We start from the raw sequence: 17,411 nt of genomic DNA on the forward strand, positions 1-17,411 counted from the left end.
AGGCGGCCGCGGCGGCGAAGCGGCGGGAAAGGCAAAGGACGGAGACAATGACCATCAATCTGCAAAAGCCGGACATCACCGAGCTCAAGCCGCGGATCACCGTGTTCGGTGTCGGCGGCGGCGGCGGCAATGCCGTCAACAACATGATCACCGCCGGCTTGCGCGGCGTTGAGTTCGTGGTGGCCAACACCGACGCGCAGGCGCTGACCATGTCGAAGGCCGACAGGCTGATCCAGCTCGGCGCGCATGTCACCGAAGGCCTCGGCGCAGGCTCGCAGCCTGAAGTCGGGCGCGCGGCGGCGGAGGAGTGCATCGATGAGATCATCGATCACCTCTCCAACACCCATATGTGCTTCGTCACAGCCGGCATGGGCGGCGGCACCGGCACCGGTGCAGCTCCGGTCGTTGCCCGCGCTGCGCGCGAAAAGGGCATCCTCACCGTCGGCGTCGTCACCAAGCCGTTCCATTTCGAAGGCCAGCGCCGCATGAAGACGGCGGATATGGGCATCGAGGAATTGCAGAAATGCGTCGATACCCTCATCGTCATCCCCAACCAGAACCTGTTCCGGCTGGCCAATGACAAGACCACCTTCGCCGATGCCTTCGCCATGGCCGACCAGGTGCTCTATTCCGGTGTCGCCTGCATCACCGACCTGATGGTCAAGGAAGGCCTGATCAATCTCGACTTCGCCGACGTGCGTTCGGTGATGCGCGAGATGGGCAAGGCGATGATGGGCACGGGCGAAGCTTCGGGCGAAGGCCGTGCAATGGCCGCCGCCGAGGCCGCGATCGCCAACCCGTTGCTCGACGAAACGACAATGCGCGGCGCCAAGGGCCTGCTGATCTCGATTACTGGCGGGCGCGACCTGACGCTGTTCGAAGTCGACGAAGCGGCGACCCGTATCCGCGAAGAAGTCGACCAGGACGCCAACATCATCCTGGGCGCCACTTTCGACGAGGAACTCGAAGGCGTCATCCGCGTCTCGGTTGTCGCCACCGGCATCGACAAGACGGCGGCTGAAATCGCCGCGGCGCCGATCTCGATCCGCGCCATGCCGCCGCAGCAGAAGCCGGTCAGCCGTCCGGCTCCGGTCGCGGAAGGCCGGCCAGCGCCGGTCCAGCAGACCTATGAGCAGCGCGCGGCCGATCCAGTCGCCGAGGCGATCCAGCTTGCCGAGGCCAATGCCGCTGCAATGGCGCAGGCTCGCCCGGCTCCGATGGCCCAGGCGGACGATTTCCGTCCGCAGAGCAAGATCTTCCAGGCCCCGCCTGCCCAGCCGCAGCCTGTCGTGCAGCAGGCGATGCAGCCGGCGCCGCTGAGGGAAATGCCGCAGCCGGTGGCCGCCGCACCGCAGCGCATGCCGCGGGTGGAGGACTTTCCGCCGGTGGTGAAGGCCGAAGTTGAAGCCAAGGGCCGTCCAGCCGACCATGAAAACAGCGGGCCGATGGGGCTGCTCAAGCGGCTGACGAACGGCCTGACGCGCCGCGAGGAAGAACCGGCCCGGTTGCAGCCGGCGCAGCCGCGCGAACCGAAACTGCGCCAGGCAGCGCCCGAAATGCGCCGCCTTGCCAGCCAGGATCCGCAGCTTTACGCGCCGCGCCGCGGCCAGCTCGACGATCAGGGCCGGTTGACGCCGCAGACCAGGTCAACCCAGGAAGACGACCAGCTGGAGATCCCGGCTTTCCTGCGCCGTCAGGCCAACTGAGCCGTTAACGGTATGTAACACTTGTTAACAGGCAGACGAGAGATCGTTTGCCTGTTAACACTTAAAGTTATTTGATAACAAGGCGTTACGATGTGACGCTCACAGCCTGTCGCGGTTACACAGAGTAAGAAACCGTGATTTGGAGTCTCCCTGACGGACCACTATCTTTGCCGCAGCACTTTCGGTGTGCTGGGATTCGGGGAGTTGGCCCTGCCTGCCGATAATCAAGAGCCGCGCCCTTTGGGGCTATAGAGCGGACACTGGCGTTATGGGCTATGGGGTTTGTCTTGCAAGACTACCAGACGACACTTAGATCGCGTGCGACGCTGACCGGTACCGGCGTTCACAGCGGCAAACCGGTCACGGTCAATTTCCTCCCCGCAGATGCCGACACCGGCGTCGTGTTTCACCTTTCCAATGGAAGCGCGAGCCGCGAATTCCGCGCGCTGGTTGCCGAAGTCGGCGCGACCGATCTCTGCACTATGCTTGGCGACCCGGCGGGCGAACACATCGCCACCGTCGAACATCTGATGGCGACGCTTTTCGGGCTTGGCATCGACAACATCGTCATCGAGATCGACGGCCACGAGGTTCCGATCCTCGACGGTAGTGCTGTGGCGTTCGTGGAAGCCATTGACCAGGCCGGCATCGAGACGCTGGCGGTCAAGCGCCGCTACATCAGGGTGGTCAAGCCGGTCCGGATCGAGAACGGCGCCTCCTGGGCGGAATTCAGGCCCTATAGCGGCACCCGCTTCGAGGTCGAGATCGATTTCGAAAGCCCGGCGATCGGCCGTCAGCTGTTTGCCTCCGACATCAACCCCGATGTCTTCCGCCAGGACATTGCACGCGCCCGCACCTTCGGTTTCATGAAGGATGTCGAGCGGCTGTGGGCGGCCGGCTATGCGCTGGGCTCCTCGCTGGAGAACTCGCTGGTGATCGGCGACGACAACCGGGTGATCAACATGGGCGGCCTGCGCTATCCCAATGAATTCGCCCGCCACAAGACGATGGACGCGATGGGTGATCTGGCGCTGGCCGGTGCCCGTTTCATCGGCTGCTTCCGCTCCTATCGCGGCGGCCACCGGATGAACGCCGCGGCGTTGCGGCGCCTGCTGTCTGACCGTTCGGCCTTCGAGGTCGTCGAGACGACACGCCGCGAGCGCGGCCGCACTGCCGAGATGAGCGCCGTCACCGGGCCCGTCTTTGCGCCCTGGGTGATCTGATTCTTAACGATTTTCTGGCTTTCTGAGCGCTGGCTTGTGTTGCATGGATGCATCACTGGCCGGTGAAAGCGCATAGCTTTCGGGGCAACGCGAAGCCGCCACAAAAATGTGCGATTGGCTAGACATAGCGTTGCTGGGCAAGGCAGTTATGGTTTATGGCTGCTGCCGTCTATTAGGTGCATGTCGCTCAAAAGTGGGGACCAGTTTTGAGGGAACGCCATGCGAAAGGCATTGAAATAACGCCGAAAGGGCGCAATCCAATCATGTTCTTCAAGCGAGTTGGTCAATCGAAAGCGCCGTATCGGGCTGTTTTCCTGGCGCTTTCGGTGGTTGTGCCATCGCTGTTCCTCTCGGCCTGCATGTCGTCCGAGAAAGACGTCGATCTGTCGACCTATGTCGACCAGACCGAACCGGCCGACGTCCTTTACAATCAAGGCCTTGCCAATCTCAATGCCGGTCGCCTGGATGAGGCGAGCAAGAAGTTCGACGCCGTCGACCGCCAGCATCCGTATTCGGAATTCGCCCGCAAATCGATGGTGATGGGCGCCTTCGCCGACTACCGCGCCGGCCATTATGACGAAGCGATCGGCTCGGCCAAGCGCTACCTCACGCTCTATCCGTCGACCGACGACGCAGCTTACGCGCAGTACATTATCGGCTTGAGCTACTACCGCCAGATCAAGGACGTGACCCAGGACCAGAAGGAAGCGCGCCAGACCGTGCAGACCATGCAGGATCTGGTGACGCGCTGGCCGACCTCGGAATATGTCGACGACGCCAAGGAAAAGATCCGCTTCGCCAACGACCAGCTGGCCGGCAAGGAGATGCAGATCGGCCGCTACTATCTTGAGCGGCGCGAATACATCGCTGCCGTCAAGCGCTTCCGCAACGTGGTCGAGAACTATTCCAACACCCGTCACGTCGAAGAGGCGCTGGCGCGCCTGACCGAAAGCTACTACGCGATGGGCCTGACCTCGGAAGCGCAAACAGCTGCCGCCGTGCTTGGCACCAACTATCCTGACAGCCAGTGGTACAAGGATTCCTACAAGCTGTTGCAGAGCAACGGGCTTGAGCCGCGCGAGAATGCGGGATCGTGGATATCCAAGGCCGGAAAGCTGATCACCGGCGCCTGACGCCTCGACTGAAGCGATCACAGCGCTTTTCGGATTGATCCGACGCTCAAACAAAAAGATAGTGCGGCGCTGCGACTCCACCGGTCGCATGCCGCATTGAGGCGCGTCGCGCCTTAGTCTCTTGTTTTGTGCATGCCGTTGCCCCAAACCGGTCCGCTTTGGGGCGACATGCGATAGGTTCGGGTTCTGATGCTTTCCAGACTGTCGATCCGCGATATCGTCCTGATCGAGAAGCTGGATATCGACTTCCAGCCCGGCCTTTCCGTGCTGACCGGTGAAACCGGCGCCGGCAAATCCATCCTGCTCGACGCACTGTCGCTGGCGCTTGGCGCGCGCGGCGACGCCTCGCTGGTGCGTCACGGTGCGGCCCAGGGCCAGGTCATTGCCGTGTTCGATGTGCCGCGCAACCACCCGGTGCGCGCTCTGCTGGCCGAAAACGCCATCGAGGATGACGGCGACATCATCCTGCGCCGGTTGCAGACGGCGGATGGCCGCACGCGTGTCTTCGTCAATGACCAGCCGTCCAGCGTCACTTTGATGCGCGACATCGGCCACGCGCTGGTCGAGATTCACGGCCAGCACGATGAGCGCGCTTTGGTCGATCCTGGCGCGCATCGCGACTTGCTGGACAGTTTTGGCGGCCATCTCGGTGCTGCCCGTGCCTCAGGCGAGGCATGGCGCTACTGGCGCGACTGCGAGCAGGACTTTGCCCGGCACCGCGCCAAGGTCGAGGCGGCGGCGCGCGAGGCCGATTATCTCAGGGCCTCGGTCGCCGAGCTGGCGAAGCTCGATCCGCAGCCCGGCGAGGAAACGCAACTGGCGGAGCTGCGCGCCACGATGATGCGGGCGGAAAAGATCGCTTCGGAAATACACGACGCGCAGGATGTGCTGTCAGGCCCGTCCTCGCCGCTGCCGCAACTGGCCAGCCTGCTGAGAAGGCTGCAGCGCAAGGCGAGCGAAGCGCCTGGATTGCTCGAGGATGTGGTGAAGTCACTGGATGAGGCGATGCTGTCGCTGGATGCCGCGCAGTCCGGCGTCGAGGCGGCTTTGCGCGCGACAGAATATGATCCGCAGCGGCTGGAAAAGGCGGAGGAGCGGCTGTTTTCGCTGCGCGCGGCGTCACGCAAGCACAGCGTCGCGGTCGACGATCTGGCGCAGCTGCGCGACACCATGTCGGCCGACCTTGCCGATCTTGATGCCGGCGAGGGGCGCCTGCATGTCCTGGAAAAGCAGGCGGCAGCAGCGCGCGAGGCCTATGACATTTCCGCGGCCCAGCTGTCCTCGCTTCGCCAAGCGGCGGCGGTCGGCTTGACCAAGGCTGTGATGGCCGAACTGCCGGCGCTGAAGCTCGAGCGGGCCGAGTTCATCGTCGAACTGACCAGCGATGGCGAGAACCGCATGGAAGAGGGCATCGACCAGGTCGAGTTCTGGGTGCGCACCAATCCCGGCACCAGGCCCGGCCCGATGATGAAGGTCGCGTCCGGCGGCGAGCTGTCGCGCTTCCTGCTGGCGCTCAAGGTAGCGCTGGCCGACCGTGGCTCGGCGCCGACATTGGTCTTCGACGAGATCGATACAGGCGTCGGCGGCGCCGTGGCCGATGCCATCGGGCAGCGGTTGGCCAGGCTGTCGACGCGGGTGCAGGTCCTGTCGGTGACGCACGCGCCGCAAGTGGCGGCGCGCGCGGCGACGCATTTCCTGATCTCCAAATCCGGCGGCTCGGACAAGGTCGCCACCGGCATTGCCGAGATGGACCGTGCGTCGCGTCAGGAAGAGATCGCACGCATGCTGGCCGGCGCAACCATCACCGACGAGGCCCGTGCGGCGGCTGAGCGGCTGCTGCGCGAGAATACCGCTGCCGCCTAGCCATTATCGGCTTTCGGCAGAGTCAGGATATGGCTCCATCCCGCTGTTCGGGAATGATTTTCCCAAGGCCGCTCTCCCCTGTGAGAGAATCCTGATCTAATGTGTCGCGCCACTATCCAGGGACCGCTGCATGTCTGAAAAACCAGTCGAATCGTTAAGCGAAAGCGAAGCTGCGGATGAGCTCCAGCTTCTGGCCGAGGAGATCGCCGGCCATGACCGGCGCTACCATGCCGAGGATGCGCCGACGATCACCGATGCCGAATATGATGCCCTCAGACGGCGCAACCTTGCCATTGAAGAGCGCTTTCCCGGTCTGGTGCGCGAGGATTCGCCCTCGCTGCGGGTCGGTGCCGCGCCGGCGGAAGGCTTTGCCAAGGTGCGCCATGCGGTGCCGATGCTCAGCCTCGCCAAGGCCCATACCGACGAGGACGTCACTGATTTCATCGACCGTGGCCGGCGCTTCTTCGACCGCGATAAGGATCTCGACATCGCCTTTACGGCTGAGCCGAAGATCGACGGCCTGTCGGCATCGCTGCGCTATGAACGCGGCGTGTTCGTGCAGGGTGCGACGCGCGGCGATGGCGCTGTCGGCGAAGACATCACCGCCAACCTCAGGACCATCGCCGACATTCCCGCCAAGCTGAAGGGATCGGGCTGGCCCGAAACCATCGAGATACGCGGCGAGGTCTACATGACCTACGCCGAGTTCGAGGCGCTGAAGGCGCGCTCCGCGGCGGTTGGCGGCCAGGACTATGTCAACCCGCGCAACACGGCTGCCGGATCGCTGCGCCAGAAGGATGCCTCGGTCACCGCCAGCCGCAATCTCAAATTCTTTGCCTACGCCTGGGGTTACACAACGGCGGACCCGGCGCCGACCCAGTATGGTTCGGTGCAGAAATTCGCCGAGTGGGGGTTCAAGGTCAGTCCGCTGATGGTGCGAGCGAAGTCGGTCGAGGAACTGATCGCGCAATATCACAAGATCGAAGAGCAGCGCTCGTCGCTCGGCTACGACATCGATGGCGTTGTCTACAAGGTCGATCAGCTGGAACTGCAGCGCCGCTGGGGCTTCGTCACCGGCGAGCCGCGCTGGGCGGTCGCGCACAAATTCCCAGCCGAACAGGCGATGACGACGGTGCAGAAGATCGACATCCAGGTCGGCCGCACCGGCACGCTGGCGCCGGTTGCGCGGCTGGCGCCGGTCACGGTCGGCGGCGTCGTGGTCGAAAACGTCACGCTGCACAATGAGGATTACATCAAGGGCTTCGACAGCAACGGCCTGCCGATCCGGGACGGCGTCGATGTCCGCATCGGTGACACGGTTGTCATACAACGGGCAGGCGACGTCATCCCGCAGATCGTCAGCGTCGTCATCGACAAGCGGCCGGGCGATGCGGTGCCCTACGAATTCCCGCACATTTGTCCGGTCTGCGGCTCGCCGGCGACGCGCGAGGTCAACGAGAAGACCGGCAAGGAAGATTCTCGTCGGCGCTGCACGGGCGAGCTGATCTGCGCCGCCCAGGCCGTGGAACGGCTGCGCCATTTCGTCTCGCGCGGCGCGCTCGACATCGAGGGCCTCGGCGCCGAAAACATCGATCTGTTCTTCAATTCGGGACTGGTCAAGACAGCCGCCGATATCTTTACCCTCAGGGATCGCCGGCCGGCTGTCACCAGAGCACTGGCCGAGCGGCGCGAGGAGCAGGCCAGGCAGCGCGAGGCGGCATCGGGCAAGGCGCGCAAGAATGTGCGCGGTGTCGAGGGCCGCAATTATGAAGGTCTCGACAAGCTGTTCGCGGCCATCGATTCGCGCCGCGAGCCGGAACTCGACCGCTTCATCTTCGCACTTGGTATCAGGCATATCGGCGAAACGACGGCCGCCGTGCTTGCCAAGACGTTCTCGACCATCGAGGAGCTGATCCGTGTTGGCAAGGAGACGGCAGCGGCCGAGGATCCGCACAGCGTCTTCCCGTCGGTCAACGGCATTGGCGACACGGTGATCGACGCGCTGCGCGATTTCTTCGGCAATGAGCGCAATGACGATGTGCTCGACAAGCTGCTCGAGCAGGTCAAGCCGAAGCCCTACATCGTCACCGTTTCGGCCGACAGCGAGGTTGCCGGCAAGACCATCGTCTTCACCGGCACGCTGGAAAAGATGACCCGCTCCGAAGCCAAGGCGATGGCCGAACGGCTTGGCGCCAAGGTGGCTGGATCAGTGTCGGCGAAAACCGATCTCCTGGTGGCCGGGCCGGGGGCTGGCTCCAAACTGAAGCTTGCCAGTGAACTCGGCATCGAAGTCGTCGACGAGGACACATGGCTGCAGCGGGTCGGCAAGGCGTGACCGGCGGTTCGTTCAAAGGGTTTGGCCAGAAAGCCATCCCGTTCCTCAAGGCGCTCGATTTCCATCAGAGCCGCGAATGGTTCCAGGAGAACCGGGCGCTTTACGACAGCGAGTTGCATGAGCCGTTCTGCGATCTGGTCGAGACGCTGACCGAGCGCTTCGCGGCGGCAGGGCTCGGCTTGCGCGGCGACCGCAAGAAATCGCTGTTTCGCATCAATCGCGATGTCCGCTTCGCCAAGGACAAGCGGCCCTATAACCAGCATTTGTCAGCGATGCTGTCGCCGGACGGCACCAAGATGGAGCAGGGCGTGTTCTTCGTCTATGTCGGGGTCGACCGCTGCTTTGCCGATGTCGCCTGGTGGAACCCGGAGCCGCCGCTGCTGCTGGCAATGCGCAAGGCCATTATCGCTCGGCCAGCCGAGTTCCGAAAACTGCTTTCAACGCTGAAGAAAAACGGCTTCGAACTCGAAACGGAAGGCCGCTTGAAGCGCATGCCGCGCGGCTTCGAGCAGGTCAACGAGCCCGATCTTGTCGACGCCATCCGCAACCGGCACTTCTATGTCCAGCACATGATCGATCCGGCCGGAATCCACGCGCCGGCGCTGGTCGACGAGCTTGTCGATTTCACTATGCGCGCCAAGCCGCTGCTCGACTGGGGCAGGGCGATCCAGGGCACGGCACCGCGGAGCTAGCACGCTGTACGGCTACATCCGCATCAAAAGACCGCCGTCCACGGCGAGCTCAATGCCGGTGATATAACTTGCTGCGTCGGAGAGCAGGAAGAGCGCGGCGTTGGCCATGTCCTGCGGCGTGCCGATGCGGCCGAGCGGCGCATAATTGGCAACGGCAGCGCGCTTCTCGTCGGTGTCCCAGCGTGCCTGCAGCGGGGTCAGAGCCATGCCGGGACAGATCGAATTGGAGCGGATGCCATCGCTCGCCAGCTGCATGGCCAGCGACTTCGACAGCGCACAGACGCCGGCCTTGGAGGCCTGGTAGGCATCCTGCGGGGTCGGATCGCCGCGATACCACTGGATGGTCGAGAAATGCACCATGGCGCCGCCGCGCCCGCCGGCACGCATATGCGGAACCACCGCCCGCGCGGTATGGACAAAGGATTTCAGATTGATGTTGAAGACCTGGTCCCAGACATCGAGGTCCATCTCGAGGGCCGATTTGTCGCGGCCGAACCACAGCACGCCTGCGACATTGGCGAGATAGTCGATGCCGCCGCGCTCGCGGCCCGCAGCGTTGATGGTCTGCTCGACAAAGGCAGCGTCGGTGAGGTCGCCTTGCGCGAAGGTGAGCCTGTCGTCATAGGCGGCGAGCGAGGCCGGACGCGGCTTGACGTCGATGGCGGTGACCGAAGCGCCGGCATCGAGCAACGCCAAGGTGATGGCTTCACCCATGCCGCCGCCGGCGCCGGTGACGACCGCATGCCTGCCGGTGAAATCATAAGCGATCATCTGAACCCCCTCGTGTACTTCTTTCTGGTCGCCACCTTCATGACCCGCTTCCAGACGCCAGGCAAGGAAAGCGCAGGTCTCGCACATCACCAACTTCGAAATGACAGCGCTATTTCGTCAGTAGGCAGAATAACCCTTCGTCCAAGATTCGCCCTCTTTTCAGCGCGACGCTGCTAATCAAGCAGAGCGCGGCATCCGATATTCGTTGCGCTGGGTCTATGAGGCCGTTGTTGTGACGCCGGGTCGATACATCGTTTTGGGTGCAACCCTGTTCGGGCTCGCCGGCTGCATCGTTGGCGAGACTTTCGACATTGTTGAGCTGCGCCGGGATGCGGACGGCGCGGAGGCTGTGTGCTCAAGCGGCACCTATGGCGTCAACATGTCAGGACAAAGCAAGAATCCTCCACCCAACGTTACACGATGCGTGGCGGCTTGTGAGAAAGCCGGTTTCATTTTTGTCAAAAGCTTTCCTCGAAGCGACCTCATCATTGAGACCAAAGGGCTTGGCGATATCCCGGAAAGTGAATGCACGATTTCGCGTAAATCCTAGCGGCGATCATTTCCGCTGATCGTTTGGCTCAAGCGAATTGGTGTGACAACCGAGCCGGCTCTGCCTACATACCGCGCTTCGTGAAGGAGCGCTCTATGGCGGTGGAAGCAATTTCCGAAAAAAGTGCGAAGAGCGATTTCTGGGACGGCGTGAGGCTGTCGATGCCGGTGGTCGTCGCCGCGGCGCCCTTTGGGCTGCTGTTCGGCGCCATTGCTGTCGATAATGGCTTCTCCGTTCTCGAAGCTTCTTTGATGAGCGCGCTGATCTTCGGCGGCGCCAGCCAGATGGTCGGCATCGAATTGTTCGGCCAGCATGTCGCGCCATGGCTGATCGTGCTGTCCATCTTCGCGGTCAATTTCCGTCACGTGCTTTACTCCGCCAGCATCGGCCGACGCATCGCGCATTGGCCTGTCATTCAGCAGGCACTGGGCTATTTCGTGCTCACCGATCCGCAGTTCGCCGTGGCCGAGGCCAGGGCAGAGTCCGGCCGTCCGGTTGGCTTCGTCTGGTATATGGGGCTTGGACTGCCGGTCTATGTGTTCTGGGTGGTCGAGAGCGGCCTGGGCGCCGTGTTCGGCAAGCTTATCCCGGACACGCATGCGCTCGGCATCGACTTCCTGCTGCCGATCTATTTCCTCGGCCTGGTCATGGGTTTTCGCAAACGGCCCTTGTGGCTGCCAGTGGTGATTGCCAGTGCGGCCGCCTCGATCATTGCCTACAAGACGGTCGGTTCGCCCTGGCACGTCTCCATCGGCGCCATTGCCGGCGTGCTTCTGGCCGTCATCCTGCCGCCCCATCATAGCGGCGTGGAGGCAAAGCGATGAGTGCCACCTTCTGGATCATCATTGCCGGTGCGATCGCCACCTATCTCACCCGCGTTGGCGGCCACCTGGTGATCTCGCGCTTCGACCACATCCATCCGCGCGTCGAGGCGGGCCTGAACGCCGTGCCGGCGGCGGTGCTGACGACGCTGGTGGCTCCCGCCGCGCTCAGCGCCGGGCCGGCGGAATGGGCGGCGCTGACCGTCGCCGCCGCCGTCTCGCTGCGCGGCGGACTGATGGCGATGTTCTTGGCCGGAGCGGCGGTGCTGATCCTGGCGCGGCAGTTCGCCGGCTGACTTTTTGTCTTAGTCAGTCCACGTATGCTCACTAACGCAGCGCCGACACATGTGGTGATCGAGGCAATAATTCCAGTCAGGCGCTTCTTGAAAATCGAAGCGATCCACACCGCGCTCAGCCGAATTGCCTCCGATCTCTCCTGATGGGCGTGACGCACAAGGTTGGTGTAAAGGGCCTCGCGCTGCATCGGAGTCAATGCGCCAAGATCGATCGGCCAGTGGCCGAGAGGTTCAGGTGACATTTCCATCTCCCGTGGTTGACCGCCCGAATCGGCGTCAATAACAGGCGATTTACGCGCCGTTGATCATCAGATAAAATGAATTATTAAGATCATTTTATTCTCCGGGAGAGATATATGGATTTGGCCGACCTTCGCATCTTTCGCATGGTGGTGCGCGAGGGCGGTATCACCAAGGCAGCGGAAAAGCTGTTTCGTGTGCAGTCCAACGTGACCACTCGCATCCGGCAGCTTGAAGAGGATCTGGGCGTCCGGCTGTTTATCCGCGAAGGCAAGCGGCTGCAGGTGTCGGCAGCCGGCCGAAGGTTGGTTGTCTATGCGGACCGGTTGCTGGCGCTTGCCGAGGAAGCGCGAACGGCGGTCCTCGATCCGCGCCCACGCGGTAAGCTGCGACTTGGCGCTATGGAGAGCACCGCCGCAGCTCGGCTTCCTGGCCTGCTCGCCGAGTACCACGCACGCTATCCCGAGGTGGAGATCCAACTGCGCACCGGCAACCCGCAGGTTCTCGCGGCCGCCATGCTCGCCGGCGAACTCGACGCTGCGCTCGCGGCCGAGCCGCTCGCAGACGCTCCGTTCGAGAAGCAGGCTGCATTTTGCGAGGAGTTGGTCATTGTCTCGGCGGCATCGCGCGGTTCGATTGAGGACCGCAGCGACATGCCCAAAACCATGATAGCCTTCGAGCATGGCTGTCCACATCGCAGGCGGCTGGAAGAATGGTATGCGCGCCGAGGCTTCATGGCCGAGCAAATCGTCGAGCTCGGTTCATATCATGCGATGCTCGGTTGCGTGGCGGCTGGCATGGGCATAGCGCTGATGCCCAAAAGCGTGCTCAAGGGCTTCCCTGAAAGTGGCAGGCTGCAGGTGCATGAACTGCCTTCGGACGAGGACAGTGCCCTGACGGTATTGTTTTGGCGCAAGGGAGCCGGCTCTCCCAACGTCCAGGCTTTGCGGGAGCTGCTTGCGGAGCAAGGCTCCCCAATACCAAGCAAGGTTGCCGCCGCGACTACTGCTTGAGATCGTGCGGCAATGGCGCGGTGGCCTTTCCTAGCCAGGCCAGCGTCTCGCCGTCGAGCATCGGGCCGATCTCGGCCAGCACCCAGGCATGGTAAGTATCCAGCCAGTGCAACTCCTCGCGCGTCAACAGGTCGGTGCGTATCAGCCTGACGTCGATCGGCGCCAGCGTCAGCGTCTCGAAACTGTGCATGGCGATGTCGCCGCCCTCGACCGTTTCGGCCTGCGTCACCAGGATCAGGTTCTCGATGCGAATGCCGTAGGAGCCTTCCTTGTAATAGCCGGGCTCGTTGGACAGCATCATGCCGGCCAGCAGCTTTTCGGTACCGGTGCGGGCAATGCGCTGCGGCCCTTCATGGACGGCCAGATAGGAGCCGACGCCATGGCCGGTGCCATGGGCGAAGTCGCAGCCATGCTTCCACAGCGCCATACGCGCCACCGCGTCGATCTCCGAACCGCGCGTGCCGGCGGGGAAACGCAGCGTCGAAATGCCGATCATGCCTTTCAGCACCAGGGTGAAGCGCTCGCGCATCTCTTCGGTCGGCTGGCCGATCGGCACAGTGCGGGTGATGTCGGTGGTGCCGTCCTGATATTGGGCGCCGGAATCGAGCAGGAACAGTTCGCCCTTTGCCAGTTTGCGGTTGGTGGCGCGCGACACGCGGTAATGCATGATGGCGCCGTTCGGGCCGGCGCCGGAAATGGTGTCGAAAGAGACGTCGCGCAATGGCATCTGCGTTTCCTCGCCGGTCTGCCGGCGCGTCTCTTCCAGTTTGGTGACGACGGTTATTTCGTCGAGCGAGCCCGGCTTTTGCCGCTCCAGCCAGCACAGCAGCTTGGCGACGGCCGCCCCGTCGCGGCGATGCGCGGCCCGGCTGCCGGCGATTTCCGCCTGGTTCTTGGTGGCGCGCGGAATGCGGGCGGGATCGGGCGCGGCGACAACGGTGCCGCCATTGTCCCCGACCAGCATTCGCAGCTTCTCCGCCGCCAGCACCGGATCGAGCGCGATCTTTGCACCACCCTTGGCGAGGTTAATCACCGCCGCTTCGAATTCGCCGGGCTCGTGCAATTCGGCGAGCTGGGTGAGATAGGCGGCGACCGTGCGCGAGAATTTTCGGCTGTCCATGAACAGCTGGTGCTTGCCGTCGGCTGCGAGGATCGCAAAGCCGAGCGCCAACGGCGTGTGCGGCACGTCGCAGCCGCGGATGTTGAAGGCCCAGGCGATGGAGGAGGGGTCGGTGAGCACGGCGTGCGTTGCGCCGTCCTTGCCGATTGCCGCCGCCAACCGCGCCAGCTTGTCCTTGGCCAATTCGCCGGCAAAGCCGATCGGATGGATCTCGACCGGCGCCACCGGCGGCTCGGGCTGATCCTTCCAGATGATGTCGATCGGGTTTTTGTCCAGCGGCACCAGCGTCGCGCCGGATTGCTCGGCTGAAGCCTTCAGCGCCTTGATGTCGCCAATCGTATGCAGCCAGGGGTCGAAGCCAAGCCTGGCCCCCTTGCCGAGATTGTCCTTGATCCATGAGGCCGGCGGGTTTTCGACGAGGCTTTCGATCGAGAAAATGTCGAGATCGACTTCGTGGCGCACCTGCAAGGTATAGCGGCCATCGACGAACATGAAGGCGCGGTCGCGCAGCACCAGCGCGACGCCGGCCGAACCGCTGAAGCCGGTCAGCCATTTCAGCCGCGCCGAGCGATCGGCGACATACTCGCCCTGGTGTTCGTCGGCGCGGGGCACCAGGAAACCGTCGAGGCCATTGTCCGCCAGCCATCGCCGCAGCAGCTTCACGCGCGGCTTGCCGACGCTGGGATCGCCGGCGGAATCGAAGGTCTGGAACATGGCTGATATCCTCCTGTATTCGGCGCGACCGTAGCGCATGACCCGAAAAACCGGAATCGATTTTCGGTGTCCCTAACAGGCTGGGGTTGGTCCAGTTTAATGCTTGAGGTGGATCGTCACCCAGCCTTCGCGGTGCAAGGTCCTGACATGCCGAAAATTCTGGCCGACATAGGCCGAGATCACGGCGTTGCACTGGCGCTCGAGGATGCCGGACAGCACGATCGAGCCGCCGAGGCTGATGTGCCTGGCCATTTCCGGCGCCAGCCGCATCAGCGGCCGCGCCAAGATGTTGGCGACGATGAGGTCGAAGGGCGCACGCTTGCCGAAGATCGGGTGGTGGAGGCCGGGCGCCGTTACGGTTTCGACCAGCGCCTTGACGTGGTTGAGACGGGCATTGGCGGCAGCGACCCTGACAGCAATCGGATCGATGTCGGTCGCCAGCACCTGAATACGTGCCAGTTTGGCGACGGCGATCGCCAGCACGGCGCTGCCGGTGCCGAGGTCGAGGGCATTTTTTGGATGCTCACGCCGCACGACCCGTTCCAGCATTTCGAGGCAGCCGGCGGTGGTGCCGTGATGGCCGGTGCCGAAGGCAAGGCCGGCCTCGATCTCGATGGCGAGTTCGCCGCTATGGCGCTTCCGGCGGTCATGCGCGCCATGGACGAAGAAGCGCCCGGCGCGCACCGGCGTCAGCCCTTCCAGCGAGCGCGCCACCCAGTCGATATCGGGCAAGACCTCGCGCTCGATCGGCTTCGGCAGCGAAAGTCCGGCAAGGATGTCCTTTAGCCTTGTCTCGACAGCGTCTACATCGCCATCGGCATAGAGCGAAACCTCGTAGATGTCGCGGTCCTCGTCGACTTCGAGCACGGCGAGCGGCAGGCCTTCATCCTCGAAAGCCACTTCGAGCGCGGCAAAGATGCTGTCGGCCTCGACCTTCCCAGCCGTGAAATAGAGTCTGGTCTGCACCATCAGCTTTGGGCGCCTGCGGCCAATCGTTTCAGCTTGGCGATCGCCGTATCGGCGCTTTCGCCATAGGCAATGGTGCCCGAAAACTCGCCCTTGGCATTCAGCAGCAGCACCGAGGCGGTGTGGTCCATCGTGTAGTCGCCGTCACCGGTGTCGACCTTCTTCCAGTAGATGCTGAAGGACTTCGCCATCGCGTGCACCTTGTCGGGATCGCCCGATATGCCGACGATGCGGTCGGAAAAATTGCCGACATAGGTTTTCATCACCTCGGGCGTGTCGCGCTCCGGGTCGACGGTAACGAAATAGGCGTTGAGGTTCTTGCCGTCGTCGCCCAGGGTCTTCAGCCAACCGGCGAGTTCGAACAGCGTGGTCGGACAGACTTCCGGGCAATGGGTGAAGCCGAAGAAGACGACGCTGGGATGGCCGCTCCTTAGGGCGGCTTCCGTGATCGGTTCGCCTTTTTGGTCGACCAGCGCGAAAGCGCCGCCATACGGCTCGCCGCCATAATGGCCCTTGTACCAGTCGAAGGTGAGCCAGCCGATGCCGGCCGCCATAAGGACGAGAATGCCGACCAGGATTGAACGCATCATCAGGAAGTGTCCGTCGTGATTTGATGGGCGCCGGATCAGCGCCGTTTGGCGAACAGTCTTAACGGGTTGATCCCGTGCGCGCAAAGATGTCGCGTTGCCGCAACCGGCTTTCGATGCTGCCTCAGATGTGGTCGGAATTACCAAACCGTAATTTGACCGGTTCGGACCTCTACCTATCTTGACGGTCTGCTCTCTTGCGATGGAACCAGCCCATGTCGGACACGCCTGTAGCCTCCTACTCGAAGACCCAGATATGGCTGCATTGGAGCATCGCAGCGCTGATCCTGGTCCAGTTTGTCGCTCCTGACGGCATGCAGCATGTCTGGCGCGCGTTTCGCAGGGGGCAGGAGGTGTCACCCAGCGACGTGCCGCTGGCCTATATGCATGTCGTGATCGGCCTCACGGTTCTGACTTTGGCCGCATGGCGGCTCTGGCTCAGGATCGCACGCGGCGTTCCGCCGGTTTCAGGCATGGAGCATCCGGCCCTGAGACTGCTGGCGAGAGCGACGCATTTCGTCATCTACGCGCTTATCTTCATCGTTCCGCTTGCCGGCGCGGTCGCCTGGTTCCTGGGTGTATCGGCGGCGGCCCAGGTGCATGTACTGGGCCAGAATGTCCTGCTCTATATTGTGCTCCTGCACACCGCTGGCGCGCTCTTTCAGCATTTCGTCTTCAAGACCGATGTGCTGCGGCGGATGCTGGCATTCCGGCAGGCCTAGCTTGCAAAGCCAGGCTGGTCGCCCCACCTGTGGTCGGCAAAACCAGAACCTGAGGAGGCTCCCTTGCAACGACGGATTGGGCGAAAACTGTTTGGTGGCGCATTGGCCGCATGCTTTGCCCTTGGTGCTGGCGCCGCCGTGGCCGAGGAGGTCGGCAAGGTCGGCGTCGACTGGGTCGGCAACGACATCATCGTCGAAGCGATCAAGGACCCGAAGGTCGAGGGCGTGACCTGCCATGTCTCCTATTTCGACCGCAGCGTTATCGACCGGCTGCACAAGGGCAACTGGTTCGAGGATCCGTCCGATTCCTCGATCTCATGCCGCCAGACCGGCCCGATCACCATCGGCGACATCGACATGAGCGAGGGCGGCGAAGAGGTGTTCAAGCAAGGTATCAGCCTGATCTGGAAGAAGCAGGTGGTGAACCGCATCTACGACAAGAAGAACGAGACGCTGATCTACCTGTCGCATTCGCGCCAGGTGCAGGACGGCTCGGCGAAAATGTCGGTAACCACGGTACCGCTGTTCGGCCAGAGCGTGGTATGGACCAGCGGCCAGCCGAAATAGGTGGTTACTCTGGGCTGTTAGGCGACGCGACAATTGCTTCCAGCAATTGCGCGGGGACAATTGCTTCCGCCTTGCGGCGGCAATTGCTCTGA

The 17,411-nt window shown here is 63.0% G+C and carries 16 protein-coding genes; 12 read left to right on the top strand and 4 right to left on the bottom strand.

Annotated features, from left to right (window positions below; genetic code table 11):
• The first annotated feature begins 47 nt into the window (after positions 1 to 47).
• The 6 genes from ftsZ (at position 48) to H0241_RS02055 (ending at position 8,952) form a co-directional block, all read left to right on the top strand.
• A complete protein-coding gene (gene ftsZ, locus H0241_RS02030; RefSeq protein WP_181055760.1) occupies positions 48 to 1,706 on the top strand; it encodes a cell division protein FtsZ in 1,659 nt (552 codons plus the stop codon).
• A gap of 275 nt (positions 1,707 to 1,981) precedes the next feature.
• The gene (gene lpxC, locus H0241_RS02035) at positions 1,982 to 2,929 is read left to right on the top strand and encodes a UDP-3-O-acyl-N-acetylglucosamine deacetylase (RefSeq protein ID WP_181055761.1); all 948 of its coding nucleotides are present in this window, start codon (positions 1,982 to 1,984) and stop codon (positions 2,927 to 2,929) included.
• Positions 2,930 to 3,192: 263 nt separating this feature from the next.
• Positions 3,193 to 4,062 (top strand): outer membrane protein assembly factor BamD, encoded by an 870-nt coding sequence (locus tag H0241_RS02040; protein ID WP_181055762.1) that lies wholly within the window; start codon positions 3,193 to 3,195, stop codon positions 4,060 to 4,062.
• Positions 4,063 to 4,251: 189 nt separating this feature from the next.
• Positions 4,252 to 5,925, top strand: coding sequence for a DNA repair protein RecN (recN, locus tag H0241_RS02045; RefSeq protein WP_181055763.1), 1,674 nt, complete (start codon positions 4,252 to 4,254; stop codon positions 5,923 to 5,925).
• Positions 5,926 to 6,055: 130 nt separating this feature from the next.
• A complete protein-coding gene (ligA, locus tag H0241_RS02050; protein ID WP_181055764.1) occupies positions 6,056 to 8,260 on the top strand; it encodes an NAD-dependent DNA ligase LigA in 2,205 nt (734 codons plus the stop codon).
• Complete coding sequence (locus tag H0241_RS02055) at positions 8,233 to 8,952, top strand: DUF2461 domain-containing protein (RefSeq protein WP_181055765.1); 720 nt, start codon at positions 8,233 to 8,235, stop codon at positions 8,950 to 8,952. Before ligA ends, H0241_RS02055 begins: the two co-directional genes overlap by 28 nt.
• A gap of 12 nt (positions 8,953 to 8,964) precedes the next feature.
• On the opposite strand, the gene H0241_RS02060 is transcribed toward H0241_RS02055, so the two are convergent.
• Positions 8,965 to 9,723, bottom strand: coding sequence for an SDR family NAD(P)-dependent oxidoreductase (locus H0241_RS02060; protein ID WP_181055766.1), 759 nt, complete (start codon positions 9,721 to 9,723; stop codon positions 8,965 to 8,967).
• Positions 9,724 to 9,928: 205 nt separating this feature from the next.
• On the opposite strand from H0241_RS02060, the gene H0241_RS02065 reads away from it, so the two are divergent.
• From H0241_RS02065 to H0241_RS02080, 4 genes are all read left to right on the top strand, one after another.
• Entirely contained in the window at positions 9,929 to 10,273 is a 345-nt protein-coding gene (locus H0241_RS02065) for a hypothetical protein (RefSeq protein WP_181055767.1), read from the top strand.
• Between the two features lie 95 nt (positions 10,274 to 10,368).
• Positions 10,369 to 11,097, top strand: coding sequence for an AzlC family ABC transporter permease (locus H0241_RS02070; RefSeq protein ID WP_181055768.1), 729 nt, complete (start codon positions 10,369 to 10,371; stop codon positions 11,095 to 11,097).
• The gene (locus H0241_RS02075; RefSeq protein ID WP_181055769.1) at positions 11,094 to 11,390 is read left to right on the top strand and encodes an AzlD family protein; all 297 of its coding nucleotides are present in this window, start codon (positions 11,094 to 11,096) and stop codon (positions 11,388 to 11,390) included. Before H0241_RS02070 ends, H0241_RS02075 begins: the two co-directional genes overlap by 4 nt.
• A gap of 356 nt (positions 11,391 to 11,746) precedes the next feature.
• Positions 11,747 to 12,643 (top strand): LysR family transcriptional regulator, encoded by an 897-nt coding sequence (locus H0241_RS02080; protein ID WP_181055770.1) that lies wholly within the window; start codon positions 11,747 to 11,749, stop codon positions 12,641 to 12,643.
• On the opposite strand, the gene H0241_RS02085 is transcribed toward H0241_RS02080, so the two are convergent.
• The 3 genes from H0241_RS02085 to H0241_RS02095 all read right to left on the bottom strand — a co-directional run bounded on the left by H0241_RS02085 (position 12,633) and on the right by H0241_RS02095 (position 16,033).
• A complete protein-coding gene (locus tag H0241_RS02085; RefSeq protein WP_181055771.1) occupies positions 12,633 to 14,477 on the bottom strand; it encodes an aminopeptidase P family protein in 1,845 nt (614 codons plus the stop codon). The two genes, H0241_RS02080 and H0241_RS02085, sit on opposite strands and share 11 nt — an antisense overlap.
• A 96-nt stretch (positions 14,478 to 14,573) precedes the next feature.
• Positions 14,574 to 15,446: a 50S ribosomal protein L11 methyltransferase gene (locus tag H0241_RS02090; protein WP_181055772.1), complete on the bottom strand. Its 873-nt coding sequence runs from the start codon at positions 15,444 to 15,446 to the stop codon at positions 14,574 to 14,576.
• On the bottom strand, positions 15,446 to 16,033 hold the full coding sequence (locus H0241_RS02095; protein ID WP_181055773.1) for an SCO family protein: 588 nt from the start codon (positions 16,031 to 16,033) through the stop codon (positions 15,446 to 15,448). The genes H0241_RS02090 and H0241_RS02095 overlap by 1 nt, the downstream gene beginning before the upstream one ends.
• Positions 16,034 to 16,245: 212 nt before the next feature.
• Between H0241_RS02095 and H0241_RS02100 the strand changes: the two genes are divergently transcribed.
• Both H0241_RS02100 and H0241_RS02105 read left to right on the top strand, forming a co-directional pair.
• Positions 16,246 to 16,752, top strand: coding sequence for a cytochrome b (locus H0241_RS02100; protein WP_181055774.1), 507 nt, complete (start codon positions 16,246 to 16,248; stop codon positions 16,750 to 16,752).
• Positions 16,753 to 16,815: 63 nt separating this feature from the next.
• Positions 16,816 to 17,319 (top strand): CreA family protein, encoded by a 504-nt coding sequence (locus tag H0241_RS02105; protein WP_181055775.1) that lies wholly within the window; start codon positions 16,816 to 16,818, stop codon positions 17,317 to 17,319.
• Positions 17,320 to 17,411: the final 92 nt, after the last annotated feature.

Source organism: Mesorhizobium neociceri (assembly GCF_013520985.1).
Lineage (GTDB): Bacteria > Pseudomonadota > Alphaproteobacteria > Rhizobiales > Rhizobiaceae > Mesorhizobium > Mesorhizobium neociceri.